The sequence below is a fragment of the Roseibium sp. LAB1 genome (assembly GCF_054658235.1).
Window position 1 is genome coordinate 1,601,387 of the sequence record NZ_BAAGIB010000001.1, and the last position, 26,981, is coordinate 1,628,367.

Genomic DNA, 26,981 nt, shown 5'->3' on the forward strand with positions numbered 1-26,981 from the left:
CCGTCTCCTCAGGAAATGCGAGCGCCGCTGGCGTCGAAGAAAAGCGGATTGCGAGGTTGAATGGCGAGTGTGTCACCCGGTTCAAGGGCGGTGTGGCTGTCTGACAGTGTCACGACCGAATGTCCATCCAGAGAAAGATGCAGACGGGTCTGATCACCCAGATGTTCGACCCGGCGAACTTCCGAAACCTTGCCTTCGCCTTGCGCGATATGCTCCGGACGCATGCCGATGGACTTGGCCCCGCTCGGCGCGCCGGCAAAAAGATCCGCCGGCAGAACGTTGATACGCGGCTGGCCGAGACGGCCGGCGACATAAAGATTGACCGGGTTCTCGTAGATCTCGCGCGGGGACCCGAACTGCACCAGGCGGCCATGATCGAGAACGCCGACATGCGTCGCCATGGTCATCGCCTCGATCTGGTCATGGGTCACATAAAGCAGGGTCGCCCCGAGGCTTTCCTGAATGCGCTTCAGCTCGATGCGCAGGTCCGAGCGCAGCTTGGCGTCGAGCGAGGACAGCGGTTCGTCCATCAGGTAGATGGACGGATCGCGCACCAGCGCCCGGCCAATGGACACCCGTTGCATTTCGCCGCCGGAAAGGTTGGTCGCCTTGTTGGCGAGCTTGTGCGAAATGCGCAGAACCTCGGCAACTTCGGCAACCTTGCGCTCGATTTCATCCGAAGGCGTCTTGAGCAAGGGTGAGCGCAGCGGAAAGGCCAGGTTTTCCCGCACGCTCATGTGCGGATAAAGCGAATATTGCTGGAACACCATGGCAACGTTGCGCTGTGCCGGCGTGTCGCCCACCACCGACCGCCCGGCGATGACGATATCGCCCCCGTCCGGTTGCTCCAGCCCTGCGATCAGGCGCAGGATCGTGGTCTTGCCGGCCCCCGTCGGCCCGAGCAGCGTCACGAAAGCGCCGTTGGGAATGTTCATGCTCACCTCATCGACGGCAAGCGTGTCGCCGAACCGCTTGGTGAGGCCGGATAGCCTGACTTCAGCCATGAGCAAGCACTCCCTCGTTCAGCTCGGACCGCAACGCCCGTCCCGACTGATTGTCGAACAGCGTGACCGTAGATCCGTTGAAGGTGAGGCCGACATATTCCCCCGCGCGGACCGGCTGGTCCGACGGAATGCGGGCTTTCAATTCGCCGGCAGCGGTCTTCAGGGTCACGATCTGTGTGGTGCCGAGATATTCGGCCGCCAGAACCTCGCCCCGGTAGGATCCGCTATCGCTGAGCGTGATGTGTTCGGGACGGATGCCGAAGACCATGTCGCCTTCGAACGGCTCCATCAGCCGCGGCACCTCCAGTTCCTCGTGATGCATCATTACCTTTGACGCGCCGGCATGGACCTCGCCGTGAAAGCGCAGGAAGTTCATCGGCGGCGAGCCGATGAAGTCGGCAACGAACATGGTTGCCGGCTTGTCGTAGATATCCTGCGGCGTGCCGAACTGCTCGATGACGCCATGGTTCATGACCACGATCTTGTCGCCCATCTGCATCGCCTCCAGCTGGTCGTGGGTGACATAGACAGTGGTGGCGCCCATGCGGTCATGCAGCGCCCGCAGCTCCTCGGCCATATGCTCGCGGAACTCCGCATCGAGCGCACCGAGCGGCTCGTCCATCATGAAGGCTTTCGGATCCCGGACGATGGCCCTGCCGAGAGCGACGCGCTGGCGATCGCCGCCGGAAAGACCGCCCACCGGCCGGTCGAGGATCTTCTCGATCCCGAGAATACGGGCAACTTCCGCCACTTTCTCGGCAACCTGATGTTTCGGCATGCCCTGGCTGACCAGAGGATAGGAGATGTTCTTGCGCACATTCATGTGCGGGTAGAGGGCGAACATCTGGAAGACGAAGGCGATATCGCGCTGGCTCGCCGGCCGTTGGCCGACCTCCTCGCCGTCGATATAGATCTCGCCTGACGTCGGCAGCTCCAGCCCGGCGATCATGCGCAAGGTGGTGGTCTTGCCACAGCCGGACGGGCCGAGCAGCATGAAGAACTCACCGTCCTCGATCTTGAAGGAAGACGACTGCACGGCAGTGAAGTCGCCGAATTCCTTCCGAAGGTTTCTGATTACGATCTCTGCCAAGACAGTCACTCCGGAAAGTGGCTGACGATGATGAACATGACTGTTCCGGTCAGCGTGACAATGAAGGAATAGGTGTAGGCCCACAGGAAGACCGGCTGCATCAGCATGATCACCCCGATGGCGATCAGAAGGGATGCGAGCATTTCCCAGGACCCGCGGCGCAGGCGGACAAGGCCACTCATGAAATCGCTGATCATTTGCGGACCGCTCCGAAGGTGATGCCGCGCAGGAGATGTTTGCGAAGCAGGATGGTGAAGACCATGACCGGCACCAGGAACAGGGTTGCCCCCGCGGCCACCGCCGGCCAGTCCTGGCCACCGACGCCGATGATGGTCGGAATGAAGGGAGGTGCCGTCTGGGCCGTACCGGAGGTCAGCAGCACCGCGAAGGCATATTCGTTCCACGAGAAGATCAGACAGAAGATGGCCGTCGAGGCGATGCCCGTTGCCGCCTGCGGCAGCACCACCTTGTAGAAAGCCTGGAAGCGGGTGTAGCCGTCGATCAGCGCCGCTTCCTCGTATTCTCGCGGGATCTCGTCGATGAAGCCTTTCAACAGCCAGACCGCCAGGGAGATATTGACCGCCGTATAGAGCAGGATCATGCCCAGATGCGTGTCCGACAGCCCGAGTGTGCGGAACATCAGGAAGATCGGAATGGCGACAGCGATCGGCGGCATCATCCTTGTCGACAGGATGAAGAACAGCAGATCGTCCTTCAGCGGCACCTTGAACCTTGAAAAGGCGTAGGCGGCGAGCGTTCCCAGGAACACCGACAGGAAGGTGGATCCGAAGCCGATGATGACCGAGTTCAGGAACCTTTCGCCGTAGCGGGAGGGACCGGCGATCACCATGTCACGGTTGCGCACGATCTCCTCGTACCAGGTGGCCGGCGGCGGCAGGGCCTGCAGCTGCTCCGGCGATACCCGGGTACGGGTGGTGAAGAGGTTGACGTAGCCCTCCAGCGACGGTTCGAAGAGCACCTTGGGTGGATAGGCGATTGCATCGACCGGTGACTTGAAGCCTGTTGTCAGGATCCAGACCAGCGGCAGCAGGGTGATGATCGCGTAGGCGATGACCAGCGACCCGGCCACCCACTTCTGCCGCGAAGACGGTTCTGTGATGGAATAGCTGCTCATCTTTCCTTCACCTTATTGAGGGCTTTGACGTAGATCGAGGCGAGGCCGAAGACGGTCACGAACAGGACGATCGCGTAGGCGGAGGCATAGCCGGTGCGCCATTTTTCGAAGGCTTCACGCTTCAGGTTGATGGAGGTCAGCTCGGTCACGGAGCCGGGGCCGCCGCCGGTCAGCTGCACTACAAGATCGAACATCTTGAAGTTTTCGATGCCGCGGAACAGGACTGCCAGCATGAGGAAGGGCAGCACCATGGGCACAGTGATCGTCCAGAACTGGCGCCACTTGCTGGCCCGATCGATTTCCGCGGCCTCGTAGATATAGTCCGGTATCGATCGCAGGCCTGCCAGACAGATGAGCATCACGAAGGGGGTCCACATCCAGGTATCGACAATCACGATGGCCCAGGGCGCGAGTGCCACGTCGCCGATCATCTGGAAGGATGCCGGATCGACGCCGGTGAAGAAGGACACACCGTAGTTGAAGAGACCGATCTGCGGCTGGTAGAGAAAGGTCCAGAAGTTGCCGACAACGGCCGGCGACAACATCATCGGCAGAACGATGAGCGTCGTCCAAAGATCGTTGCCCTTGAATTTCCGGTTGATCAGCCAGGCCAGCGTGAACCCGATCAGCACCTGCAGGACGATGGTCCAGAACAGGAAATGCGCGGTTGCCTGCATGGTCAGCCAGATGTCGCCGTCGGTCAGGATGCGCTCGTAATTGCGCAGGCCGATATACTCGACATCCCGATTGGGCCGGTTGGCCCGGAAATTCGTGAAACTCAGATTGATCGTCCAGATCAGCGGGAAGATGTTGACCGCCAGCAGCAGGAAAATTGTCGGGGCGACAAAAAGCCAGGCAATGGTTCGGTCGGAAAGCCCTCGGATTTTCGCGGCAACGGTGGGCGGCGTTGCCTTTGCTACTCGGTCTATCGGGGTGTCGGACATGAGACGCTCTTCTTGAGAAACGGTTCCGGAAAGTCCCGGCCGGCCGGGCTGTGATCAGGGTGCCAGAGGCACGCCTGGAAGCCCAGCATCCTGCCCGCAGGCCGGCTGGCTTTTCAGGGAGAGACGGCCCGCCCTGGGGCGGACCGTCCGCTGAAGCAGGTTTGAATCAGACCTTCAGAGCTTGCCTTCGTCCTCGAAGGTTTCGGTCCAGTCCTCGATCAGCTTGTCGAGCGCTTCCTGTGCGGTGCCCTGGTCGGCGACCACATAGTCATGAAGACGTTTCTGCATCGCCAGCAGCAACTCGGCGTAAGCCGGCTCCTGCCAGAAATCCATGACGTTATCCATGGCCAGAAGGAAGTCTGATGCAAACGGCGCGCTGTCCGGGAAACTCGGGTCGCTGAGGACGCTGACATGGCAGGAATAGCCGCCGAGATCCCACCACTTCTTCTGAACGCTCGGCTGGGCAAACCACTTGATGTATTCCAGCGCCGCGTCCTGCTTGTCGGAATAGGCCACCACGGAGATGCCCTGCCCGCCAAGTGTCGACGCTTCCCGGTTCTGGCCGGGATTGACGAAGAAGCCGATCTTGTCACCGCCAACGTCCGGGTCGGCGTAAAGGCCGGGGAAGAAGGCGAACCAGTTCATGGCCATGGCCACCTGCCCCGACTTGAAGGCATCGAGCGATTGTTCCATGTAGCTGTCGGTGTACCCCGGAGGCGTGCCTGTCTTGTAGAGTTCCTTGTAGAACTCCAGGCCAGCCACGGCTTCCGGCGAGTTGACCGCACCTTCCATGTCATATTTGCCCGGCGTCATTTCGTATTTGAAGCCGAACGGATACATCGCGCTGGTCGCGCCCATGGTGATGCCTTCCGAGCCGCGCTCGGTAAAGATCGACGCGCCGTAACGGGTCTGACCGTCAATCTCGCGCCCCTGGAAGAACTGGGCAATCTCCAGAAGTTCGGCCTGGGTCTTGGGTGGAGCCAGATCACGGCCGTGCTGCTCCTTGAAGGCAGCCTGGATTTCCGGCTTCTCGAACCAGTCCTTGCGATAGAACCAGCCATTGGCATCGCCCATGGCCGGCAGCGCATAATAGTTGGGTTCGCCCTTGGGCCAGGTGGAATAGGCATAGACGGTCGCCGGGGCGAAATCGTCCATGCTGATGCCTTCCTTCTCGAAGAAGTCATTCAACTTGACGTAATGGCCGTTCTCCGCGCCGCCGCCGATCCACTGGCTGTCGCCGATCAGCAGATCGCACAGTTTGCCGCCGGAGTTCAGCTCGTTCAGCATGCGGTCGGCGAAGTTCGGCCACGGCACGAATTCGAAGTTCATGGTGTGGCCGAATTCGGTCTCGAATTCCTTCGACAGTTCGACCAGCGCATTGGCCGGATCCCAGGCAGCCCAACAAAGCGTCAGCTCATCGGCCTGCGCGTTGGAAACAGATAGTCCGCTGACCGCAACAATGGCGGTCGCCGCGAGAAATTTCGCAGTTTTCATGGGTGAAGTCCTCCCGAATGGTCGCGCACCGGCGCCTGCCGGACCGCAGCACTCCTCCAAGTGCAGGCTCACGCTATCTGACATACGTATGTCACGTCAACGAAAAAACTGACATACGTCTTTCTTTTCGATATCAAACAGGCTCGAAACAGCCTGCCACACCGAGGCATTCCCTTGTTTTCTCTCAGTTTTCTGGAGTTTCGTCTTCCGCCGAAAAGGCCCGCCTCAATAGAGGTTTTCGCGCATGATGATCTCGATCCGGATCTTTTCCTGCGCCTCATAGATGTCCGTGCCGTCGCATTTGGCCCTCAGCACCCGCAGGGCACTGCGCACGAGATGGCCGACATTCTGGGCAATGACCGCGTCGAGTTCGCCATCGGCAAGGGCCTGACGGGTGACAGGGGTCAGGTCATGGGCGATCACCACAAACCGTCCGGCAACGCCATGTTCACGCAGCGCGTCCAGCATGGCCGCATTGCCCGACCCCATGGAATAGACCGCCTTCAGCTCGGGATGGGCCTTGAGAGCGTGGTCCAGCGTCTCGTGGATCCGGTCCGGATCGTCATAAAATTCGATGGTCGGCAGGGTTTTCAAGTGCGGGAAATCCCGCGACAGCACCTCGTCCAGGCCAAAACGCCGCTCGATACTGTCGCGCGCCACCATGGAATTGGTCACCACCAGGATGCTGCCTGTCTCGTTGCGCAGGAACTTGCCCAGGAGAGCCCCCGCCGTCTTGCCGGCGGAGAAATTGTCGACACCGGCAAAATAGTGGCATTTGGAATTCGGCAGGTCAGAGACCAGCGCAACCACGTAGACGCCGGCACTCTTGATATGAGCGATGGCATCGCGCACCTGCGGTGTCTCCGGAACCATGATGGCAACACCGTCAAGCTCCGAAAGGTCCAGGGTCTTCAGTCTGTCGACAACGGCATGCGGGTCGGCTGCATTGACCAGCAGCACGCTGACATCGGTCCGGTCCGCGACCTGCGCGCCTGACGCTTCCTCGACCGCGGCCGCCAGCGTTTCTACGAAGTGATTGGGCCCTTCGGGCAGCACGAACACGAACCTGTACTGGCGCTGCCTGGCGAGATTGGCCGCATTGGTATCGCGCACATAGCCGAGCTTCCGGACGGCTTCCTTGACCCGTTCCGCGTTCTTCGGACGCACATCCGCACGGCCGTTCAGAACCCGGTCGACAGTCGACAGGCTGACCCCCGCCTCACGGGCAATATCGTGTACGGTTGGCTTGACCATCACGTCTCCCGAACCATCCCGCATTCACATGAACGCTGACAAGATGCTTCAACACTTCAAGGCCGATCAGCGTCCGGACATCCTTCCGGGTTTGGCCGGACACCAACTGACCAACGGGGAGACAATGTCGCGCAGCAGTCTGACATACGTCAATCAAAAATCCGCTTTGCGGCGAGAGAGGGAAGAAATTTCCCCAAGGATATCAGACAATTGGAGAACGCAGTCACGCCCTGCGGGCGCCAGAATGAAGCTCCTGACCACGGGCTTCACAGCAAAGCCGATTCACGGCAGCGAGGCAAGCCGGGCCGGCCACGCCCACGGCCCCTCTTCCAAAAGCAAGGGCGTCAGACGTCAGAAATGCACCAGCCACCCGCCGGTCTCGCGAGAACACAGGGGCGGTTGTCCGCTTCGAAAAGACTGAAGTCCCGCCCCTTAACGCCACGCAAGCAATTGGAACCATAACGTCCCGGCAAGCGCGTTGTAATTGTATTTCCAAGAAGACTTGTTAAATAAGAACCAGATTACAAAAATTTTATCCGGAAGGGGCCCATGGCGGATTTCAGCGCTCAGATTGAAAAGTCGAAAAAGGAAGTTGCCGCCGCAAGGCAGAAGATCGACGAGATGACCTCGAAGATCGAGACCGCAAAGTCCAAGCTGGACACCGGCCAGGACATTTCCATCGACATCGAGAACGCGTCCCTGGACGACGTTCACAAGCACACCGAGCTCATGGGCGCCAATATCGCCGAGCTCATCATGGGCCTCGATGATGTCACCGCGACCTTCTCCAAGGACTTCGATGCCATGCGCACGAAGACCGGCTGGGAAAGCTTCATCGGCATCTTTTCCAAGCAGCGTTCCGACAGCATCCGGCAGGAACGCATGCGCTCGGCCAGTATCGACGACAAGCTGCAGGACCTGATTTCCAAGTCCAATGTCATCGGCCAGCTGCTGCAGGAACAGCTCGGCACGCTGAACGAACATTCCAAGCGTGTGGAAGCCAACCTGAGCGAGACGCTGAGCCAGCGCGAACAGACCGTCAGCACGCTGGAAGATATCAAGGCCAAGCTGGTTGCGATGGATCCGGATGTCATTGCCCTGGAAAACAAGATTTCCATGGAAACCGACGCGGCCACGCGCACCAAGCTGGAAAGCCAGCTGGCGGAGATGAACGCCGAATACAACCGTCTTGCCCAGGAAGAACAGGTCAAGCTTGCCGAAAGCCAGACGCTGGAGCGTTACATCGAAAAGGGTAAGACCTGGGTCGACAGCCTGCAGAACCAGGCAGCCACCCAGATGGTGCTGATCAACAAGCTGCAGACGGACACCAAGCAGCGTGTCGTGCTCTACGATGCACTCGTGAAATCGCTCAAGACGGCGCAGCAGCAGGATATCGCCCACAAGATCAACGAGATCGGCGTGGCTACCGACAAGGAAGCCCAGTCCGCCATGGCCGCCATCGGCTCGGCAACCAACCAGCGTATGGCCGACATGATGGAAGCCCATGAGGACCACATGGTGTTTGCCCGCAAGGTGCTGGAGGAAAAGGCGAAATCTGACGAGCGTTTTGCACGCCGGTTCCAGCAGATCGTCGAGAAGCACGACAAGAACACGTACGGGGCCTGAGGGTCTGAACGGTGGATCTGACCCTGGACCACAGAACCCTGGAAGAAGCGCATGAAACACGGCGCTACTTCGCCAAGTTCGAGCGCATCATCTCGCATTTGCAAGGGGTGGCGGAAAACGTCATCAGCGAGAACACCGCGCTTGAATCGGAAATTCCGGTTCTGAAGGAGTATCTGGAAGCGCTGTCGGGAACCTTCACGGCGCTTTCCTACAAATATCTGCTGGCGGGCCGCGTGTCGGACATGCTGCCCTCGCTCTTGAACATCGACCGTCAGGACAGCGGTTTCCCGATCTATCAGGAGCTGCTGCAGATGGCGAATGACGCCATGCAGGCGGACAAGCATTTGCGCTCGCTGCCGGCGATGCGCGAGCTGAAGCTGGAAATGGTGAACCATATCCTGCGCGAACAATCCTCGTCGACCAACCTGCAATTCGCGGCCTCGCAGCGCCAGTATTACGAAGAACTTGCCAGGGGAACCCTTTTCTGGGCGCGCAACGATCCGCGTCTGGCCTGGATGGGTAACGTCGCCGACAACCGCCGTCTCTACCGGCTGCACTGGGCGGTCTACGACAGCCAGCAGAACATCCCGCTGATCTATATTCTCGATCTGGAAGACAGCGGCAAGTGGCCGTTGGCCAAGGACGAACGCCGCTGGCCGCGTGTCCAGAGCCACCTGACCGCGCAATCCTCCGCGTCCCTCAAGCTGGTGACGATAGCCCGCGGCTTCGACCGCGATTTCGACGATCTGCACCCCAAGCGACTGCGGCGGTTCTTTCTGGGGCCAATGTACAGCCACACGTTTACCCAGCAGTCCGGCCCGCTGCGCGACGTGCTTGCCGAGGCAGCAGGCCGTCCTGGAGAAGACTGGGCCCTGGCCTGGACGACAGAAACCCTGGTCGCCTCGGGTTCCGAGTTCGAATCCGCCGGCTTCTTTTCGTCTGTCGAGCGGCAGATCTATCAGCTCGATCCGCTGTCGGCACTCAATCCCGCGTCTCAGGACATGGCGGGCCACACCCACCAGCAGCGGTCCCTGATCCTGCCCCAGCGCCCCTATCAGATCCTGGAAGAGCGCGATCCGCCGGGCTTTGCCAATATCCGAAAATATGTCGTCAGCCCCTCGGGCAAGATCCTCAGCTACAAATAGGTTTTCCGCGTGACTCTCTCCAACGATCTCATGGAACTGAAAGAAGACAAGATCCGCGAGAAATATGCCTTCGCGGAAGCGATGCTGCAGGGCTTCGACCACACACCGCGGATCGCCAGGAAGTCAACTGCGCCTGTCGCCCAGGAGCGTTCGCCCGGACTTGGCGCCCGCCGGCGGTTCCGCTCCACGACCCCCGGCCTCGTCACCCGCTCCACCGCCCGTCCGGAAGGGGTGCAGCTCACGAACCGCATCCTGGACTGTGACGACGACGCGCTGACGACCCCGCTTCAGGCAAATGTGCTGCGGTCCCTGCGCCGGGCACTGGCCGTTGCCCAGGTGACCGCGGACCAGTTCACGGACCAGTCCGGCCTTGCCGAACTGAAACGCACCAACCTTGCCGGAACGCTCGATGCCTCGCAGAAGGTGCGGTTCCAGGATCTTCTGTCGGCCAGTGCAATGGTTGCACTCCATGTCTTTGCCAACATGACCGACTTCCTGCTGTCCGGCCTGGCTGGCGAAGCCGGAGAAACCGACATCCAGTGCGGTGAGGTCGAGGAAGTTCTCTTCGACAACGACCAGCTTGCCCTGCATGGCGCCCTGTGGGAACTGGATCAGGAAATTGCCGCTGCCCCGATCGAAACGGATGCTCAACTGATCAGCGTGGTCCTCTCCTTCTGCGAACAGCTGATGGAAAAGGTAGCGCTGCGGTCGGAGGGCGTCAGCGTTCTGCAGCCCTTTGCCGAAAGCCGGTACCGGGTGGAAGCGGACAATTTCGAGATCAACGGCTTCACACCGTCCGCGCGGGCGCACTCGACGGCGCTTGCCATGGCCTTCAAGAAGCCGGAAGAAGTCGTCGGCAACCACATCGCAAAGTATCAGGCAATGAAGCTTGCCAAGATGCTGATGGCTTACGATTTCGACCGCAAGCTCAACCCGTTTGCCGAGCTTGGCGGCTTCATCTTCACCTTCATGGGCGACGGCAAGCCCGGCACCGGCAAGACCACGCTGATCCAGATGATGGCCGGCATGATCAACGAATACTGTCAGGTCGCCGGTTACCCGTTCCGCTATCAGAACCTGTCGACCGAGAGCATCGACAGCTATCAGGGCAAGTCCGCACAGAACGCCAAGGCCTTCATCCGAAACGTCACCGACCCGAATGTGATCGGCTTCGGCACCATCGACGACATCGATCAGCTAGCCGGCAAGCGTGGCGACCGACAGTCGTCCGCCGGTCAGCTTGAGATCACTGCGGTGTTGATGGAAAGCTTCGCTGGCGCCAACACCGTGGTGCGTGGAAACTGCACCTTCGGCATGTTTTCCAACTATCCGGAAAACGTCGACGACGCCCTGCGCCAGCGCGCAGGTGCCCGGTTTCTGGTCGACGGCCCGCAGAGCCGTGAGGACTATATCGACATCCTGCATCTGCTGATGGGCAAGAACCACTCGATCCCTGTCGGCGACCATGACCTTTTCGAAGCCCAGGCGCTGAAGAAGGCCGTCGCCGCCTCCTACGACCGCCACTCGCGGCCACAGGAAGACGCGCTGATCAAGGTGTTCGAAACGGTACAGGCGCAGACCGGCGACCTGAACACGATCGCCAAGCTCGGCACCTATCTGAAAGCCATTCAGCAGGCGGATGAACGTTTCACAGGCCGCGCGATCAAGAACATCACCGATGCGGTGAAGGTGCGGGCGATGGATTTCGAACTGCCGGACGAATGGATGGAAGATCCCGAGCTGTTCCTGTTCAAGGATTACGAGACCAAGAAGGCGATGATCGCCGATCTCGCGCAGCCGATCACCGTCGACATGGTCATTCAGGAAATCAACCGTTACGCGGACAGCGAGTTCCGCTATGCGGACAAGTCGGACGAGGTTGCCATCGAAAACGCCGTGCGTGACATGCAGCGGATGGAAGAAGCCAAGCGCCGTTACCTGGAAGCCACGCGCCCATGATGAGGCTCGTCAAACATGGCTTGATGTTCGGCAACCTTTATGAGGTGTCCTCACCCTCCATGGTGGCCCGCTACAACCGTGCCCTGGAGCATCTGACCGGGAAACGCACGGCACTCGACTGCTTTCATATCGACATCTCCGGATATTCGCCCGAGATCGGCGACGAGCTGGAAGACATCCACTACCTCAATCCGCACGGCTGCAACCGGCAGTTCATCCTGCTGTCGATCGAACAGAAGACCGCGCCACTGCTGAATGCCCGGTTTTCGACGTCTCGTTCGATCCTGAAACGCTTCATCGTGGACAATGAGGAACAGCTCTTTGCCCTGTCGATCCGCGATTGTGTCGTCGGCGAACTGGTCAACTCCATCTATTCCATCTCCTCGCCCCAGGACCTTTTCTACATTCGGGCAATCGAAGTGGAGGCCGATACCGTCGGCGGGCATTCGGAAGCCGGTGAAGAACTTGCCGGTAAGATCGAGGCATTCATCACCGAGCCGGATGGCTGGTGGGACGACGTCCTGATCGCCGAGATGATCGAACTGTCCAAACATACCGGCGACATCATTCGCACGCCCTTGTCGATCAGCTCGAAAAGCTACGAGCAAGGCAACTTCTACACGTCGCATTTCGGGGGGCTCTATATCTTCCGCGATGTCAAGGAAACCGCGTGCATCGCCTCCAAGCGCCTGGACATTGTCGTCGATCTGCCGGTGAAGCATCTCTTCAGTCTGGAAGACCGCTATGAGGTCGCCGATTTCCTGAACCGCAACCAGTTGGTCGAGCCGATCCTCGATGCAGGCGGCAGCGTTGCCAAGAGCCTTTTGAAACAGAAACTCGACTTCATCGTCATCGACACCGCCGCCAGCCACGGCGAGGATCTGTCCGACGTCTCGCGGCGCGACCTGCGTGCGCTGAGGCGCAAGTATCACCATCAGCTGCCGGGCGAATATCATGCGCTCAGCGATATCGTGCAACGGCTGGACCTGAAGGGCGAGAGACTGTGGGTCGAACCGGAAAACGCGGCCTATTTCTACTTGCTGCGCTCGCGCAATCACCGCGACAAGAACCTGGTCAACATGCTGCTCGCAGAGCTGACCCCGCTTGACTTTCGCCAGCTTTTCATTTGTCACAAGGACGCTTTCTACGACCATTACCGAAGCTGGAGCGAGGCCAAGAAAAACTATGCGGCCCAGTTCCTGGCGGAAGAATACATGGTCGACAAGGTCGGCACGCGGCTGGAACTGTTCGGGCCGGAAGCAGGCATGGCGGAGGAAGACCAGGCCGATTACGGTTTCGGCAGCAACATGGGTCCCTGGGGTGCGATCCCCAAGGAGCAAGACGGTGAGGACGGTGCGCGATGAAGTGGATCAAATGGATAATCGGCGTTCCACTCCTGCTGATCCTTGTCGCTTTCCTCCACTACACACTGCCGGGCCGCGACGTGGTCCGCGTTGTCGGCACCGACGTCAAGCGCATGGATATCGGCGCATCATCGCTGTTCTGGGCCGCGCCGGATGCGGGCACCAACAAGAACTGGACACGGGACGTCCGCTTCATCAACACGGTCTGGCCGAACGGCAAACCGAGGGTCTACCGCAACGAGGACACCGACTGGGGCTGGCCGCCCTACTTCAAGTTCGACAGCAGCAACATCACCGCCCAGGCCCAGGATCTTGCCAAAAAGAGCGATGATGTCTGGATTGCAGTGACCCATTACGGCTGGCGGCTGGAACTCTTCACGATCTTTCCCAATGCCATCAGCATCGAGGTCGTCTCCGGTCCGGACGTCTTCCTGATCCCCTGGTTCAATATCCTGTTCGTCGTGGTGCTGTTGGTGCTTGCCTATCTGATCATCAAGACCGTCAATGCCTTCAAGAAACGCCGGATCGACCCCGTGGTCGATGGCATCGACGACTTCATGGACGATGTCGGCGACAGCGCCGAACAGGCCCGCAACAGCGCCCACCGCCGCGCCAGCGAAGCCACAAGCGGCTTCCGTCGCTGGCTGAAGCGCTGGTTCGGTTGACGGGACAGAAACGACGTGCCTCTCTTTCGACCGTGCTCTCTTGCACCACCCTCATCCTGAGAAGGGCCGTCAGGTCCGTCTCGAAGGATGGACTTCACACTCCTGAGCAAGCGGCCCATCCTTCGAGACGGCGCTTGCCCGCCCCCTCAGGATGAGGTCGTTTGTTATAACCTTCCAATCGGCAGGAACCCCAGCTTGAATCAGCCAATCGACCTTGTCATCTTCGACTGCGACGGTGTCCTCATCGACAGCGAGGTCATCAGTGCGCGCATGCTGGTGGCAGAGCTTGCGACGCGCAACGTCCACATCACCATGGACTATGTCGCGCACCATTTCCTCGGTCGCAGTTATCCGGTGGTCCTGCAGCAGATCCGCAAGGAGTTCGGCGTCGATCTGCCTCCGGAATTCGAGACGGCCTACCGGGCGAGCCTTCTCAGCGCCTTTGAAGCGGAACTCCGGCCGGTCAAGGGTGTGCGGGAAGTGATCGAGAGCCTTGGTGTCAACTATTGCCTTGCCACCAGTTCCAGCCCACCGAGGCTTGCCAAGTCGCTGGAGATCACCGGACTGACCGACCTGTTTTCCGGCCGCGCCACGACAGCTTCAGAAGTCGCCCACGGCAAGCCCGCACCGGACCTGTTCCTGCTGGCGGCGGAAAAACACTCCGTCGCACCGGAGCGCTGCCTGGTGATCGAAGACAGTGAAAACGGCATCAAGGCCGGCCTTGCCGCCGGCATGGAAGTCTACCGTTTTATTGGCGGATCGCACCTCACGGGTCTTGCGACCTCCAGCACCGCTGCGGCCGGTGCCGCGCAAGTGTTTGCATCTTTCGGCGAATTCTTTCAGCTTAGGCCGGATCTGAAGAAGAACGGCAACTGAGATGAAACAGAAAATCCCTGCCGAGGCATCCCGTCTCGATGATGCCGCCCGCGCCGGCTGGTTATACTATGTTGCCGGTAATACCCAGGACGAGATTGCCCGCAAGCTCGGCGTTTCGCGGCAATCGGCACAGCGGCTGGTATCGCTTGCCGTCAGCGAACGCCTGATCAAGGTGCGCCTCGATCATCCGATTGCCAATTGCATGGAACTCAGCAGCCGCCTGACTGACCGCTTCGGCCTGCAGAGCTGCGAAATCGTGCCCAGTGATCCTGATGCGCCGTCCTCCACTGTCGGAATTGCACTGGCGGCGGCAGCCGAGATGGAGCGTCACTTTCGCTCCCAGACACCGAAGATCATCGCCTATGGCACGGGTCGCGCGCTGCGTGCCTCGGTCGACCAGTTGCCGACGATGGACTGTCCGCAGCACCGCATCGTCTCGCTCCTGGGCAACATGATGTCGGACGGCTCGGCTTCGGCCTATAACGTCATCATCCGTCTCGCGGACCGCATCAATGCCCGCCATTATCCGATGCCGCTTCCTGTCTTTGCGCGCTCTCGCGAGGAGCTGCAGCTTCTGCATAACCAGGAAGCGGTGCACAATATCCTCGATCTCATCCGTCAGGCGGACGTCACCTTCGTCGGTATCGGCAACATGGGTCCGACCGCTCCGTTGACGGTCGACGGATTCGTCAGCCACGACGAAATGCGTGCCCTGGAGAAAGCCGGTGCCATCGGCGAGATCACCAGTTGGGTCTACGACCGAAAAGGCGCTCTGGTCGAGGGACTTACCAACGACCTGGTGGCCAGTGCGCCACTTCTTCCAGCCGGGGAAAAACCGGTTTACGGCGTCGCTGCCGGCGACGGAAAGGTGCCTGCCATGCTGGGGGCGTTGAATGGCAAATTCATCAACTGCCTGATCACCAACGAGACGACGGCTGAGCAATTGCTCAAGCTCTGAGCTATTTCCCACTACATATAACTATATGATTTTAAAAGGCTTTTCGCACCGCAGCGAGAAGCCTTTTTAGTTTTAGGCGATTCACGCCTTGACTCGGGATCCGAATTAGAGCGAATATTTGCCCGCAAGAATGGCAAATGCCCAATCTCGCTTGGGAGGAAAATATGGCATTTCATACCCGTGCGCTTCTCAGCGCATGTGCAATGGCGGCTCTGTGCGCATCCGCATCTGCAGAAACAATCACCATCGCAACCGTGAACAACGGTGACATGATCCGCATGCAGGGTCTGACGAAGGATTTCACCGACAAGAACCCTGACATCGAGGTCAAGTGGCTGACCATGGAGGAGAATGTTCTCCGCCAGCGCGTCACCACCGACGTCGCTACCAAGGGCGGTCAGTTCGACGTCATGACCATCGGCACCTACGAGGTTCCGATCTGGGGCAAGCAGGGCTGGCTCGTTTCCCTGAACGACCTGCCGGAAAGCTATGATGCAGACGACATCCTGCCGGCCATCCGCGGCGGCCTGACCGTTGACGGCGAGCTCTATGCAGCACCGTTCTACGGCGAAAGCTCCATGGTCATGTACCGCAAGGACCTGATGGAAAAAGCCGGCCTGGAAATGCCGGAAGCCCCGACCTGGGACTTTATCGTCGAAGCCGCCAAGGCGATGACGGACAAGGAAAATGAAGTCTACGGCATCTGCCTGCGCGGCAAGGCCGGCTGGGGCGAGAACATGGCGTTTCTGACGGCCATGGCGAACTCCTACGGCGCACGCTGGTTCGACATGGACTGGAAGCCGCAGTTCGACACGCCGCAGTGGAAAGACACTCTCACCACCTATCTCGACGTGATGAACGAAGCAGGCCCTCCAGGCGCTTCTTCCAACGGCTTCAACGAAAACCTGGCCCTGTTCCAGACCGGCAAGTGCGGCATGTGGATCGACGCCACCGTGGCGGCATCCTTCGTGACCAACCCGAAGGACAGTCAGGTTGCGGACAAGGTCGGCTTTGCTCTGGCACCGGACAAGGGCCTTGGCAAGCGCGGCAACTGGCTCTGGGCATGGTCGCTGGCCATTCCGGCCGGCACCCAGAAGGAAGCCGCTGCGAAGAAGTTCATCGAATGGGCGACTTCCAAGGAATACCTGGAGCTGGTTGCAGCCGAAGAAGGCTGGGCGAACGTTCCTCCGGGAACCCGGACGTCTCTCTATGAGAACCCGGAATACCAGAAAGTTCCGTTCGCCAAGATGACCCTGGACAGCATCAACTCCGCTGATCCGCAAAATCCGACCGTGGATCCGGTTCCATATGTTGGCGTTCAGTTCGTGGCTATTCCGGAATTCCAGGGCATGGCAACCGTTGTCGGCCAGGCATTCTCGGCAGCCCTTGCCGGCTCGATGGATGCGGACGCTGCACTGGCTGCTGCCCAGGCGACCGCGGAACGAGAAATGAAGAAGGCCGGTTACCTCAAGTAGAAGCCTTCGCGGACCGGCGGGCACCTGCCCGTCCCGCCGGTCTCCTCCTTTCTGTTCCGCGTGAGCTCTGGCTCTGACCGAGCAAAGGTCGCATCATGGCTACCCAACATTCACGGGCGGCGGCCCGTTTGATGATCTCTCCGGCAGTTCTGCTGCTGCTGGGTTGGATGATCATCCCGCTTTCGATGACCCTCTATTTCTCTTTCCTGCGCTACAACCTGCTCATTCCGGGAATGGAAGAGTGGACCGGCTGGACCAACTACGAGTTCTTCCTCACCGATCCGGCTTTCTTTGCAGCGCTGAAGAACACCCTGCTGCTCGTTGGCGGCGTCCTTCTCATCACCATTGTCGGCGGTGTGCTGCTGGCCCTGCTGCTCGATCAGCCCTTCTGGGGCCAGGGGATCGTGCGCATTCTGGTGATTGCCCCGTTCTTCGTCATGCCGACCGTCTCCGCGCTGGTGTGGAAGAACATGTTCATGAACCCGGTGAACGGCCTATTCGCATACTTTGCGAAATTTCTGGGGCTGCAACCGTTTGACTTTCTCTCGCATGCACCGCTGTTTTCGATCATCCTGATCGTCGCCTGGCAGTGGCTGCCCTTTGCGACACTCATTTTGCTCACCGCCCTGCAGTCGCTGGACAGCGAACAGCTGGAAGCGGCCGAAATGGACGGCGCCAATTTCCTGAACCGCTTCGTCTTCATCATGGTGCCGCACCTGGCGCGCTCGATCACGGTCGTGATCCTGATCCAGACGATCTTCCTGCTGTCGGTCTTCGCGGAAATTCTCGTCACCACCAATGGCGGTCCGGGCTATGCCTCGACCAACCTCACCTACCTGATCTACGCCCAGTCGCTGCTGCAGTTCGACGTCGGCGGCGGATCGGCCGGCGGTGTGGTCGCCATTATCCTCGCCAACATCGTTGCGATCTTCCTGATGCGGATGATCGGCAAGAACCTGGAGGCCTGACCCATGGCGCGAGCAGTCTCCAACCGCCGCAAGGCTCTCGTCACCGTATGTGCGTGGGCCGTCGGCATCGCCATATTCTTCCCGATCCTGTGGACCGTGCTGACCAGCTTCAAGACGGAAGCGGAAGCCATTGCGTCTCCTCCTAGCTTCCTGTTTTTCGACTGGACGCTGGAAAATTACAGCACGGTCCAGGAGCGTTCGGACTATTTCCGGCACTTCTCCAACTCGGTCATCATCTCGTTCGGCTCCACCCTTCTGGGTCTGCTGATCGCGATACCGGCGGCGTGGTCCATGGCCTTCGTGCCGGGCAAGCGCACCAAGGACGTCCTGATGTGGATGCTGTCCACCAAGATGCTTCCGCCGGTCGGCGTGCTGATCCCGATCTATCTCCTGTTCCGGGATACAGGTCTCCTCGACACGCGTGTCGGCCTCGTGATGGTGCTTACCCTCATCAACCTGCCGATCATCGTCTGGATGCTGTTCACCTACTTCCGCGAAATTCCGGGCGAAATCCTGGAAGCAGCGCGCATGGACGGTGCCGAGCTCTGGTCCGAGATCATCTATGTGCTGACACCCATGGCGGTTCCCGGCATTGCCTCGACCCTGCTGCTGAACATCATCCTGTCCTGGAACGAAGCGTTCTGGACCTTGAACCTGACGGCGGTCGATGCCGCCCCCCTCACCGCTTTCATTGCCAGCTATTCCAGCCCGGAAGGCCTGTTCTACGCAAAACTGAGCGCTGCCTCGACGATGGCGATTGCCCCGATCCTCATCATCGGCTGGTTCAGCCAGAAACAGCTCGTACGTGGCCTGACCTTCGGCGCGGTTAAATAGGAGACCTGAACATGGGTCAGATAACCCTCAACCAGATTACCAAAAGCTTTGGCGACGTTCAGGTCATCCCGCCGCTGGATCTCCGCATCGAGGATGGTGAGTTCGTAGTGTTCGTCGGCCCGTCCGGCTGCGGCAAGTCCACGCTGTTGCGGCTGATTGCCGGCCTGGAAGATGTTTCTTCCGGCGACATCACCATCGACGGCACAAACGCCACCGAGGTGCCGCCCGCAAAACGCGGCCTTGCCATGGTGTTCCAGTCCTATGCGCTTTATCCGCATATGTCGGTGCGCAAGAACATTGCCTTCCCTCTGCGCATGGCCGGCATCGACAAGGCGGCGCAAACCGCCAAGGTGGAAGCCGCAGCCAAGGTGCTGAACCTCACTGACTATCTGGACCGGCGTCCGGGACAGCTTTCGGGTGGTCAGCGCCAGCGTGTTGCCATCGGCCGTGCCATTGTGCGCGAACCGGCCGCCTTCCTGTTCGACGAACCCCTGTCGAACCTGGACGCCGCGCTGCGTGTCAACATGCGGCTCGAGATCTCCGAGCTGCACCAGTCCCTCAAGACGACCATGATCTACGTCACCCACGACCAGGTGGAAGCCATGACCATGGCCGACAAGATCGTGGTGCTGCAGGCTGGCCGGATCGAACAGGTCGGCTCTCCTCTGGAGCTGTATCACACCCCGCGCAACAAGTTCGTGGCCGGCTTCATCGGCTCGCCCAAGATGAACTTCCTGATGGGCAACTTCGCAGCCGAATACGATGCGACCACCATCGGCGTGCGTCCGGAACATCTGACCGTTTCGCAGGGCGACGGCAAATGGGTTGGCAAGGTCGGCGTTTCGGAACATCTGGGCTCGGACACCTTCCTTTATGTCGATATGGAGGGCGTCGATGAACCGATCACCGTGCGTTCCTCGGGCGAGGTCGGTTTCCGTCACGGCGATACCGTGCACCTGACCCCGGCACCCGACAAGATCCACCGCTTCGACAACCAGGGTCTGAGGATCGCATGAGCCGACTTGCAGGAAAATCCGCGCTGATAACGGGCTCGGCCCGTGGCATCGGCAAGGCCTTTGCCGCGCGGTTTGCAGAAGAAGGCGCCCAGGTGGCGATTGGCGATATCAACCTGGCCGGCGCCGAAGCGGCGGCCAGGGACATCGGTCCGAACGCCTATGCCATCCAGTTGGACGTCACCGACCAGTCGTCAATCGATGCGGCGATCGCCACCGTGGAACAGAAGACCGGCGGGCTCGACATACTGGTCAACAACGCCGCTCTGTTCGACCTCGCACCGATTGTCGAGATCACCCGCGAAAGCTACCAGCGTCTGTTCGACATCAATGTCGCCGGAACGCTGTTCATGATGCAGGCCGCGGCGAAATCGATGATCCGGCGCGGCCAGGGTGGCAAGATCATCAACATGGCCAGCCAGGCGGGGCGACGTGGCGAAGCGCTGGTGGGCATCTATTGCGCCACCAAGGCCGCGGTCATCAGCCTGACCCAGTCGGCAGGCCTCAACCTGATCGAACACGGCATCAACGTAAACGCCATCGCTCCGGGCGTCGTCGACGGCGAGCACTGGGACCATGTGGATTCGATGTTCGCCAAATACGAAGGCCTGCAGCCCGGCGAAAAGAAGGCCGCCGTCGGCGCTGCCGTGCCCTTCGGACGGATGGGCACCGCAGAAGACCTCACCGGTATGGCCGTTTTCCTGGCATCGAAAGACGCCGACTACATCGTATCGCAGACCTACAACGTCGATGGCGGCAACTGGATGAGCTGACCAATGACCCAAAACCTAAGTGAAACTGTGCTCTCTTCTCTTCCTGAATCTGTCAAGGCGCCGGTCTATCGCCGGTCGGACCTGACCCCCGGCATCCTTCACATCGGCGTCGGCAATTTTCATCGTGCGCATCAGGCGATCTACCTGAGCAAACTGTTCGATCTCGGTGAAGGCCGTGACTGGGCCATCGTCGGCGCGGGTCTGAAACCCTACGACAAGGCAATGCGCGAACGCTTGCAGGCCCAGGACTGGCTGACGACCGTGGTCGAGCTTGACCCGGACGGCCTCAGCGCGCAGGTCTGCGGTGCCATGATCGACTTCGTCGACGTGGATCCGCAGGCGCTGATCGCGCGTCTCGGCGAGCCCGATATCCGCATCGTCTCGCTGACGATCACCGAGGGCGGCTATTTTGTCGATCCGAACACCGGCGGGTTTGACGTCAACCACCCGGAAATCCAGGCAGATCTCGCCGCGCCGGATACGCCGCAGACCGTATTCGGCGTGCTCGTCGCCGCGCTGCTGGCCCGCCGCGACAAGGGCCTTGCGCCCTTCACCGTGATGTCCTGCGACAACCTGCCGGAAAACGGACATATGGCGAAACAGGCCGTCGCCGGGTTTGCCAGGGCCCTGTCACCGGAAGCGGGAAGCTGGATCGCCGCGAATGTCGCCTTTCCGAACGGCATGGTGGACTGCATCACGCCGGCGACCGGTGACCGCGAACGCACCCTGGTGCAAGAGCGTTTCGGTCTGACCGATGCCGCTCCAGTCGTCTGCGAACCCTTCCGCCAATGGGTGCTGGAGGATCACTTCCCGACAGGCCGTCCGGCCCTGGAAAAAGTTGGCGTTGAATTCGTCGACGATGTCGCTCCCTACGAATTGATGAAGCTGCGCATCCTCAATGGCGGCCACGCGGCCATTGCCTATCCGGGCGCACTGCTGGGACATTACTTCGTCCATGACGCCATGGCCGATCCGCTGATACGCGCCTTCCTGAAGAAGCTGGAAGAAGACGAGATCCTGCCGACCGTTCCGGAAATTCCGGGCGTCAGCTTCGAAACCTATCTCACCACGGTGATGGACCGTTTTTCCAATCCGGCGGTAGGAGACACGATCCCGCGTCTTTGCCTCGATGGCTCCAATCGCCAACCGAAGTTCATCCTGCCGTCGATCCAGGACCGGCTCGACAAGGGCTTGCCGGTTACCGGTCTTGCCCTCGAAACGGCACTGTGGTGCCGGTACTGCCTCGGTCACAACGAGGCTGGAGAGACACATGTCATCGAGGACAACAACGCCGACATCCTGAAGGTCTGGGCGCAAGGCGTCTATGCCAGTGAGACGGCCCTCATCGAGATGCCGGAGCTCTTCGGCAGCCTCGCTTCTGATGGAACCTTCCTGAAGGCCTTCAGCCATGCAGCAGCGATGATCGCAACAGACGGGGTCGCCGAAACGCTGAAAGCCTACCTCGACGGACGTTTCGAAAACGACGCCGCATCTCTCCAGGCGAACGCCCACTGACGGCAAGGGATCACGCTCGCGGCACCGTGTGCGCAATGTGATCCCTTTTGCCTTTCAATTCGCCCTGCCCCGCTTACCTTAGCCTTCACTGACAGACGAAGAATTGACCTTCGCCTGCACGACAGTACGCGGTAAGGCGGGATTACGGGCATGAGACACTTAAATCGACGAGCCGTCCTGGCAGGCAGCGCGGCACTGGCATTGCTGCCGGGAACGGTTGTCGCGGCAGAAAACGACTTCTTCCGGCTTGGTCTGGCCGAGCCGGCCTTTGCCCTCGACCCTAAACTCGACCTTCCCGATCTTGGCGGCACCGTCCACACGCTTTCCGACTATTCCGGAAAGATTCTGCTCGTATCGTTCTGGGCAACCTGGTGCCCGCCGTGCCGGAAGGAAATGCCGGGCCTGGCGCGTCTGAACCGGGAGCTCGGGCCCGAAGGCTTCACCGTGCTTGCCGTCAATGTTGGTGACCGGCAGGACCGGATCGAGGACTTCCTCGGCCAGATTGACCATGATGGCCTCACCGTCCTGATGGACACGGAAAAGGCCATGCCAAGCACGTGGTTCCTGCGCGGATTGCCTGTGACCTACATTCTCGACGGCAATGGCAAAGTGGTCCTTGCTGCCATTGGTGACAGGGTATGGGATTCGGATGAAATGGTCGCAGCGCTACGCACCCTCAAAAGCAGCTGACGCCGCCCCGTCTCAGACGACGCTGTGCGACCGCTGAAGAAACAGAAAATCAGCTGTTGTCCATCGGCACGATGACCGGTCGCCCGCCGCCGGGACGTGTCAGGATCTCGAGTGGAAAGTCATAGGCTTTCGACAACAGTCCGGCCTGCATCACCTCCCCGCGCGTGCCGAAGGCAAGACGGCTTCCGCCCTGCATAACCAACACACGGTCGGCGAAAGCCGCAGTCAGATTGAGGTCGTGCATCACGGCCACGACACCACCACCACGTTTGGCATAGTCGGCCGCAAGCTGCATGATCTGGACCTGGTGCTTGATGTCGAGACTGGACACGGGCTCGTCCAGGAACAGCCAGCGTGGCAGGCCATCCTGCGGAATCGGCTCCCAGACCTGACACAATACGCGTGCGAGCTGCACCCGCTGCTGTTCACCGCCCGACAGTTCCTGATAACTGCGCCCCTCGAACCCCGTAAGGCCGACCTTCGTGAGAGCCTCGGCAGTTCGCCGGGCCCGGAAGCTTCTGTCCCGCCGGCCGCCGCTCAGGCCAAGACCGACCACTTCGGCCACATTCAACGGAAAGGATATCTGGCTCGTCTGCGGCAGCACCCCGCGAAAGGACGCCAGCGTTTCCGGAGCAAGACCGCTCACCTCCAGCCCGGCCAGTGTGACACTGCCCGCGTAGGCCATCTCGCCGGTCATTGCCTTCATCAGGGTCGTCTTGCCGGAGCCACTTGGTCCAATGATCGCCAGCACTTCGCCGGCCTTTGCATGAAAGGAAAGGTTCTGCACGATCGGGACCTTGCCCGCCGAAACACCGATCTGCTCGACAACAAGATCGGGCGTCAGTGCCGTGCCGTTTTCAATTCTTCTGTGCAACATGACGCCTCCTTAGGGTGTGGTCACATGAATGAAGATGAAATGGTTTGAGGCGGACTGGTCCGCCTCAAGGCGCGGAGCGGGCGTTGTGCCCGGTCAAGCAGGCAGACGACACGCGGTGAAGCCATTTCTCATGCCATTTCATCTTCATTTATGAGTCCACACCCTAAAGACCGGTGAGGCCGCGCTTGCGCAGCAGGATCCAGAGGAAAAACGGCGCGCCTGCAAAGGCGGTGATAATGCCGATGGGCATTTCCGCCGGCGCTACAATGGTGCGTGCCAGCGTATCGGCGGCAATCAGCAAACAGGCCCCGAGCAGAGCTGCGGCCGGCAGCATGTAGCGGTGGTCCGGGCCGATTGTGAGGCGCAGCAAATGCGGCACGACGATGCCGACAAACCCGATGCCGCCGCTGACCGCCACCGACGCACCGGTGGCCGCAGCCACCAGCAGGATACTGAGGTTCTTGAGCCGTTGCACCCTGATGCCGATGTGGCTTGCCGCCGCCTCGCCCAGGGTCAGTCCGTTGAGACCGTGCGCCAGAAACGGCACGCAGACCAGCATGAGCAGGATAATCGGCGCCGCGGAAGCAACCTTCTGCCAGTTGGATCCCGCGAGTGAACCAAGCCCCCAGAACTGCAGGTCGCGCAGTTCCTGATCATCCGCCACATAGACCAGGAGCCCGGTCATCGCGCCGGTGAGAGCACCAAGTGCGATGCCTGCCAGAAGCAATGTCGCCACCGAAGTGATCCCGCCACGGGTGCCGATCCGGTAGAGAAGCAGCGTCGTGACGAGACCGCCGGAAAAGGCCGCCAGCGGAACCGCGTAAATACCCAGAAGTGCCATGACCGGCGCCAGCACGGTGTTTCCAAGAACGATGAACGCGGCCGCGCCAAGTCCCGCCCCAGCAGAAACACCAACGATCCCCGGATCGGCCAGCGGGTTCCGGAACAGTCCCTGCATCACCGCACCCGACACCGCCAAGGCCGCTCCGATCAACGCTCCCAGCGCCACACGCGGCAGACGGATATCCATGAGCACGATCCAGTCCCTGGCCGATACCCCGTCTGGAACGCCCTCACCCGCCCCGGAGACATAGGACGGCACATGCGGCAAGAGCTCCAGAACGGGGATCGAGATGGGCCCGATGGCAAGACTTCCCAGACCCACAAGACAGGTCAGCAAGGCGAGCAGCACAATGACAGCTCGTGCGAGGGGAGCCCGGTCTCCGCGTTGCAGGTCGGCAACCCCGAGGAGGGAAGAAAGCCATCTGCTTCTGCCGGCCAGGGCCGTTTCGCTCATCAATGCCATCAGCTTGCCGTTTCTGCCAGGCGGTTCGACAATTCGCGCACGGCTTCGGCAGTGCGCGGGCCAAAGCCAAGCAGAAGCTGGCCGTTCATCCGGATCAGCTGTTTGTTGCGGCCTGCAGGTGTTTGCGCCAGCGCGGGATGATCGAAGAGCGCATCGCCGCTCGCCTCGCCGTCACCGTGCCGGTCCATCATCAGCACCACATCCGGAGCTGCGCTGACGATGGCTTCATCACTCAGGAGCTTGTATCCGGAGAAACCGGACGTGGCGTTCTCGGCACCCGCGAGTTTCAGGATGCCGTCGGCCGCCGTGTCCGTTCCTGCGGCAAGTATGCGCCCGGCCTTTGTCGACAGGACAAAAAGAACGCGAACACCAGGGACCCTGCTTTCTGCAGCCCGCTGCGCTTCGGCGAGATCCTCTTCAAGCTTGCCGGCAAGAGCATCCGCCTTTGCCTGAACGCCGAGCACCTCACCGACTACACGGACCTTCCGGACGATGCCCTCGGCAGTGTATGCCTCCGGCACATCCGCCATCGCCACGCCCGACTTGCGCAACACATCCACCGTTTCCTGCGGCCCACTGCCTTCCAGCATCAGGATCAGGTCCGGATTGACGGACAACACGCCTTCCGGTGAAAGCGCGCGCATGTAACCGACATCCGGCAGGCTTGAAGCTTCTGCCGGGAAGATGCTCGTGCTGTCGCGGGCAATCAGCCTTTTGTCTTCGCCAAGGGCATAGACGATCTCCGTCACCGAACCGCCGATGGCGACAACATGGCGGCTTTCCGAACTGCCGGCACTTTCAGCAAAGAGTGGTTTGCCAGGCAGGACCAGGGCGGCGACAGTCAAGGCGAGAGCCGTGGCGACACTGGAAGAACGCGAGATAAATCCGGTCATTCCGCAGCCCCCAACTTTACCGCCCGGTCGAGTTTCGGCAGGTATTCGGCAAGTCCGCGCCAGTCGGCCCGTTCCCGGTTGCCTTCACCGCGCACACCGAAGAACTGGATGATCTGCTGGCCGTCGCTGTCATAGGCTTCCACCGAGGTGACGTGGCCGACGTCCGCCGGTTTGCGCACGGCCCAGACCTCTTGGATGTGATCGATGCGCAGATGCAGGTGGAAGGTCGGATCCATCACGTTGATCCAGGGGCCCTTCTCCATCACCGTTGCCACCGGACCGGAATGGATCTGAATGCAGCCGCGATTACCGACGAAACACATGATCGGGATGCTTTCCGACGCGGCAAGGCGCAGCATGGCCGGAACCGCGCCGCGGTCAAGCGGCCAGGCCCATGCATCGCCCGCCAGTTCAAAGGCGCTGACCCGATCCAGGTCGAGGTCCCTCAGAAGTCCGTGGAACTGATGTGGATCGGTCATGGCCTGCCAGCGGTCACGCAGCACCGCTTCAGCGCCCTCGGCCGGCAGCTTTCGGCTGAACGGTTCGGCCTTGCTCACTTGTGGCAGCACGTCCGGTGTCTGGTCTTCCAGCACGAGCTTTTCAACCAGAGTGTTCCAGGCATCCAGGTCCGTTTCCGCGCGGGTGTGGATCTTCATCACCGCATCACCATGGCCATCGAAGAACTGCAGCGAGCGGCGGATATCGTTGCCGTCAGCCTTTTCGACCGCGAAGCCATGTACCCAATTGGCCGGGAACATGCGCGTGTCGATCTGCTCGCCCAGCATCAGAGCCGCCCGCTTGCCGTTCACGAATTTCTCGAACGGTCCGATCTTCTCGTGAACCGCGCTTTCGTTGCGCGTCAGGGCCATGACCGTACCGACGGTCTGCAACCCCGGAAACAGGTCTTCGAAACGCGGTGCGATCCGGCGCACGCCATGCCCCACGAAGCTGGCGACCAGCTCCGCTTCCGTAATGCCGAGCATCTGCGCCAGATCCCGCTCGCGCATCTTCGGATTGTCCGCACGCGCCGCCCGAATGTCGGCTGCGCCCTGCATGGTTTCAGACGAAATCTGTTCGGCATTCATGAATTCTGTCCCCAATCGCTGTGGTCTTTCCGCTGCCT

General features: G+C 60.5%; 25 protein-coding genes. 14 read left to right on the forward strand and 11 right to left on the reverse strand.

The window, feature by feature from the left end:
- Positions 1-8: 8 nt before the first annotated feature.
- From ACYQ54_RS07535 to ACYQ54_RS07565, 7 genes are all read right to left on the reverse strand, one after another.
- A complete protein-coding gene (locus ACYQ54_RS07535; RefSeq protein ID WP_460080775.1) occupies positions 9-1,004 on the reverse strand; it encodes an ABC transporter ATP-binding protein in 996 nt (331 codons plus the stop codon).
- The gene (locus tag ACYQ54_RS07540) at positions 997-2,094 is read right to left on the reverse strand and encodes an ABC transporter ATP-binding protein (RefSeq protein ID WP_460080777.1); all 1,098 of its coding nucleotides are present in this window, start codon (positions 2,092-2,094) and stop codon (positions 997-999) included. Before ACYQ54_RS07540 ends, ACYQ54_RS07535 begins: the two co-directional genes overlap by 8 nt.
- A gap of 5 nt (positions 2,095-2,099) precedes the next feature.
- Positions 2,100-2,291, reverse strand: coding sequence for a hypothetical protein (locus tag ACYQ54_RS07545; protein WP_023003183.1), 192 nt, complete (start codon positions 2,289-2,291; stop codon positions 2,100-2,102).
- Entirely contained in the window at positions 2,288-3,229 is a 942-nt protein-coding gene (locus ACYQ54_RS07550) for a carbohydrate ABC transporter permease (RefSeq protein WP_460080778.1), read from the reverse strand. The genes ACYQ54_RS07545 and ACYQ54_RS07550 overlap by 4 nt, the downstream gene beginning before the upstream one ends.
- Positions 3,226-4,173, reverse strand: coding sequence for a carbohydrate ABC transporter permease (locus ACYQ54_RS07555; protein WP_031270370.1), 948 nt, complete (start codon positions 4,171-4,173; stop codon positions 3,226-3,228). Before ACYQ54_RS07555 ends, ACYQ54_RS07550 begins: the two co-directional genes overlap by 4 nt.
- A 174-nt stretch (positions 4,174-4,347) precedes the next feature.
- A complete protein-coding gene (locus tag ACYQ54_RS07560; RefSeq protein ID WP_460080780.1) occupies positions 4,348-5,667 on the reverse strand; it encodes an ABC transporter substrate-binding protein in 1,320 nt (439 codons plus the stop codon).
- 225 nt (positions 5,668-5,892) lie between these two features.
- Positions 5,893-6,921, reverse strand: a complete 1,029-nt coding sequence (locus tag ACYQ54_RS07565; RefSeq protein ID WP_460080782.1) for a LacI family DNA-binding transcriptional regulator — start codon at positions 6,919-6,921, stop codon at positions 5,893-5,895.
- Between the two features lie 549 nt (positions 6,922-7,470).
- Here ACYQ54_RS07565 and ACYQ54_RS07570 point away from each other — a divergent pair.
- From ACYQ54_RS07570 to ACYQ54_RS07635, 14 genes are all read left to right on the forward strand, one after another.
- A complete protein-coding gene (locus ACYQ54_RS07570; RefSeq protein WP_460080784.1) occupies positions 7,471-8,547 on the forward strand; it encodes a hypothetical protein in 1,077 nt (358 codons plus the stop codon).
- Positions 8,548-8,558: 11 nt separating this feature from the next.
- Entirely contained in the window at positions 8,559-9,692 is a 1,134-nt protein-coding gene (locus ACYQ54_RS07575) for a hypothetical protein (protein ID WP_460080786.1), read from the forward strand.
- Between the two features lie 9 nt (positions 9,693-9,701).
- Positions 9,702-11,651: an AAA family ATPase gene (locus ACYQ54_RS07580; protein WP_460080788.1), complete on the forward strand. Its 1,950-nt coding sequence runs from the start codon at positions 9,702-9,704 to the stop codon at positions 11,649-11,651.
- Complete coding sequence (locus ACYQ54_RS07585; RefSeq protein WP_460080790.1) at positions 11,648-13,015, forward strand: DUF6638 family protein; 1,368 nt, start codon at positions 11,648-11,650, stop codon at positions 13,013-13,015. The genes ACYQ54_RS07580 and ACYQ54_RS07585 overlap by 4 nt, the downstream gene beginning before the upstream one ends.
- Positions 13,012-13,680: a DUF1523 family protein gene (locus tag ACYQ54_RS07590; protein ID WP_460080791.1), complete on the forward strand. Its 669-nt coding sequence runs from the start codon at positions 13,012-13,014 to the stop codon at positions 13,678-13,680. The genes ACYQ54_RS07585 and ACYQ54_RS07590 overlap by 4 nt, the downstream gene beginning before the upstream one ends.
- 195 nt (positions 13,681-13,875) lie before the next feature.
- Positions 13,876-14,556, forward strand: a complete 681-nt coding sequence (locus ACYQ54_RS07595) for an HAD family hydrolase (RefSeq protein WP_460080792.1) — start codon at positions 13,876-13,878, stop codon at positions 14,554-14,556.
- Between the two features lies 1 nt (position 14,557).
- Positions 14,558-15,514: a sugar-binding transcriptional regulator gene (locus tag ACYQ54_RS07600; protein WP_460080793.1), complete on the forward strand. Its 957-nt coding sequence runs from the start codon at positions 14,558-14,560 to the stop codon at positions 15,512-15,514.
- 164 nt (positions 15,515-15,678) lie between these two features.
- Positions 15,679-16,989: an ABC transporter substrate-binding protein gene (locus tag ACYQ54_RS07605; RefSeq protein ID WP_460080795.1), complete on the forward strand. Its 1,311-nt coding sequence runs from the start codon at positions 15,679-15,681 to the stop codon at positions 16,987-16,989.
- Between the two features lie 95 nt (positions 16,990-17,084).
- Entirely contained in the window at positions 17,085-17,957 is an 873-nt protein-coding gene (locus ACYQ54_RS07610; protein ID WP_031270353.1) for a carbohydrate ABC transporter permease, read from the forward strand.
- Between the two features lie 3 nt (positions 17,958-17,960).
- On the forward strand, positions 17,961-18,791 hold the full coding sequence (locus ACYQ54_RS07615) for a carbohydrate ABC transporter permease (RefSeq protein WP_023003159.1): 831 nt from the start codon (positions 17,961-17,963) through the stop codon (positions 18,789-18,791).
- Between the two features lie 11 nt (positions 18,792-18,802).
- Positions 18,803-19,807 carry an ABC transporter ATP-binding protein gene (locus ACYQ54_RS07620; RefSeq protein WP_460080797.1) on the forward strand — a complete coding sequence of 335 codons (1,005 nt, stop codon included), beginning with the start codon at positions 18,803-18,805 and terminating at the stop codon, positions 19,805-19,807.
- On the forward strand, positions 19,804-20,577 hold the full coding sequence (locus tag ACYQ54_RS07625; protein ID WP_460080799.1) for an L-iditol 2-dehydrogenase: 774 nt from the start codon (positions 19,804-19,806) through the stop codon (positions 20,575-20,577). The genes ACYQ54_RS07620 and ACYQ54_RS07625 overlap by 4 nt, the downstream gene beginning before the upstream one ends.
- A 3-nt stretch (positions 20,578-20,580) precedes the next feature.
- Positions 20,581-22,092 (forward strand): mannitol dehydrogenase family protein, encoded by a 1,512-nt coding sequence (locus tag ACYQ54_RS07630; protein WP_460080801.1) that lies wholly within the window; start codon positions 20,581-20,583, stop codon positions 22,090-22,092.
- Positions 22,093-22,242: 150 nt separating this feature from the next.
- The gene (locus tag ACYQ54_RS07635) at positions 22,243-22,782 is read left to right on the forward strand and encodes a TlpA family protein disulfide reductase (RefSeq protein ID WP_460080803.1); all 540 of its coding nucleotides are present in this window, start codon (positions 22,243-22,245) and stop codon (positions 22,780-22,782) included.
- A 49-nt stretch (positions 22,783-22,831) separates the two neighbouring features.
- Here ACYQ54_RS07635 and ACYQ54_RS07640 read toward each other — a convergent pair whose 3' ends face one another.
- From ACYQ54_RS07640 to ACYQ54_RS07655, 4 genes are all read right to left on the reverse strand, one after another.
- Complete coding sequence (locus ACYQ54_RS07640; protein ID WP_460080804.1) at positions 22,832-23,659, reverse strand: heme ABC transporter ATP-binding protein; 828 nt, start codon at positions 23,657-23,659, stop codon at positions 22,832-22,834.
- 163 nt (positions 23,660-23,822) lie between these two features.
- The gene (locus ACYQ54_RS07645; RefSeq protein WP_460080806.1) at positions 23,823-24,965 is read right to left on the reverse strand and encodes a FecCD family ABC transporter permease; all 1,143 of its coding nucleotides are present in this window, start codon (positions 24,963-24,965) and stop codon (positions 23,823-23,825) included.
- Positions 24,965-25,858: a heme/hemin ABC transporter substrate-binding protein gene (locus ACYQ54_RS07650; RefSeq protein ID WP_460080808.1), complete on the reverse strand. Its 894-nt coding sequence runs from the start codon at positions 25,856-25,858 to the stop codon at positions 24,965-24,967. The genes ACYQ54_RS07645 and ACYQ54_RS07650 overlap by 1 nt, the downstream gene beginning before the upstream one ends.
- Positions 25,855-26,943, reverse strand: coding sequence for a hemin-degrading factor (locus ACYQ54_RS07655; RefSeq protein ID WP_460080809.1), 1,089 nt, complete (start codon positions 26,941-26,943; stop codon positions 25,855-25,857). The genes ACYQ54_RS07650 and ACYQ54_RS07655 overlap by 4 nt, the downstream gene beginning before the upstream one ends.
- Positions 26,944-26,981: the final 38 nt, after the last annotated feature.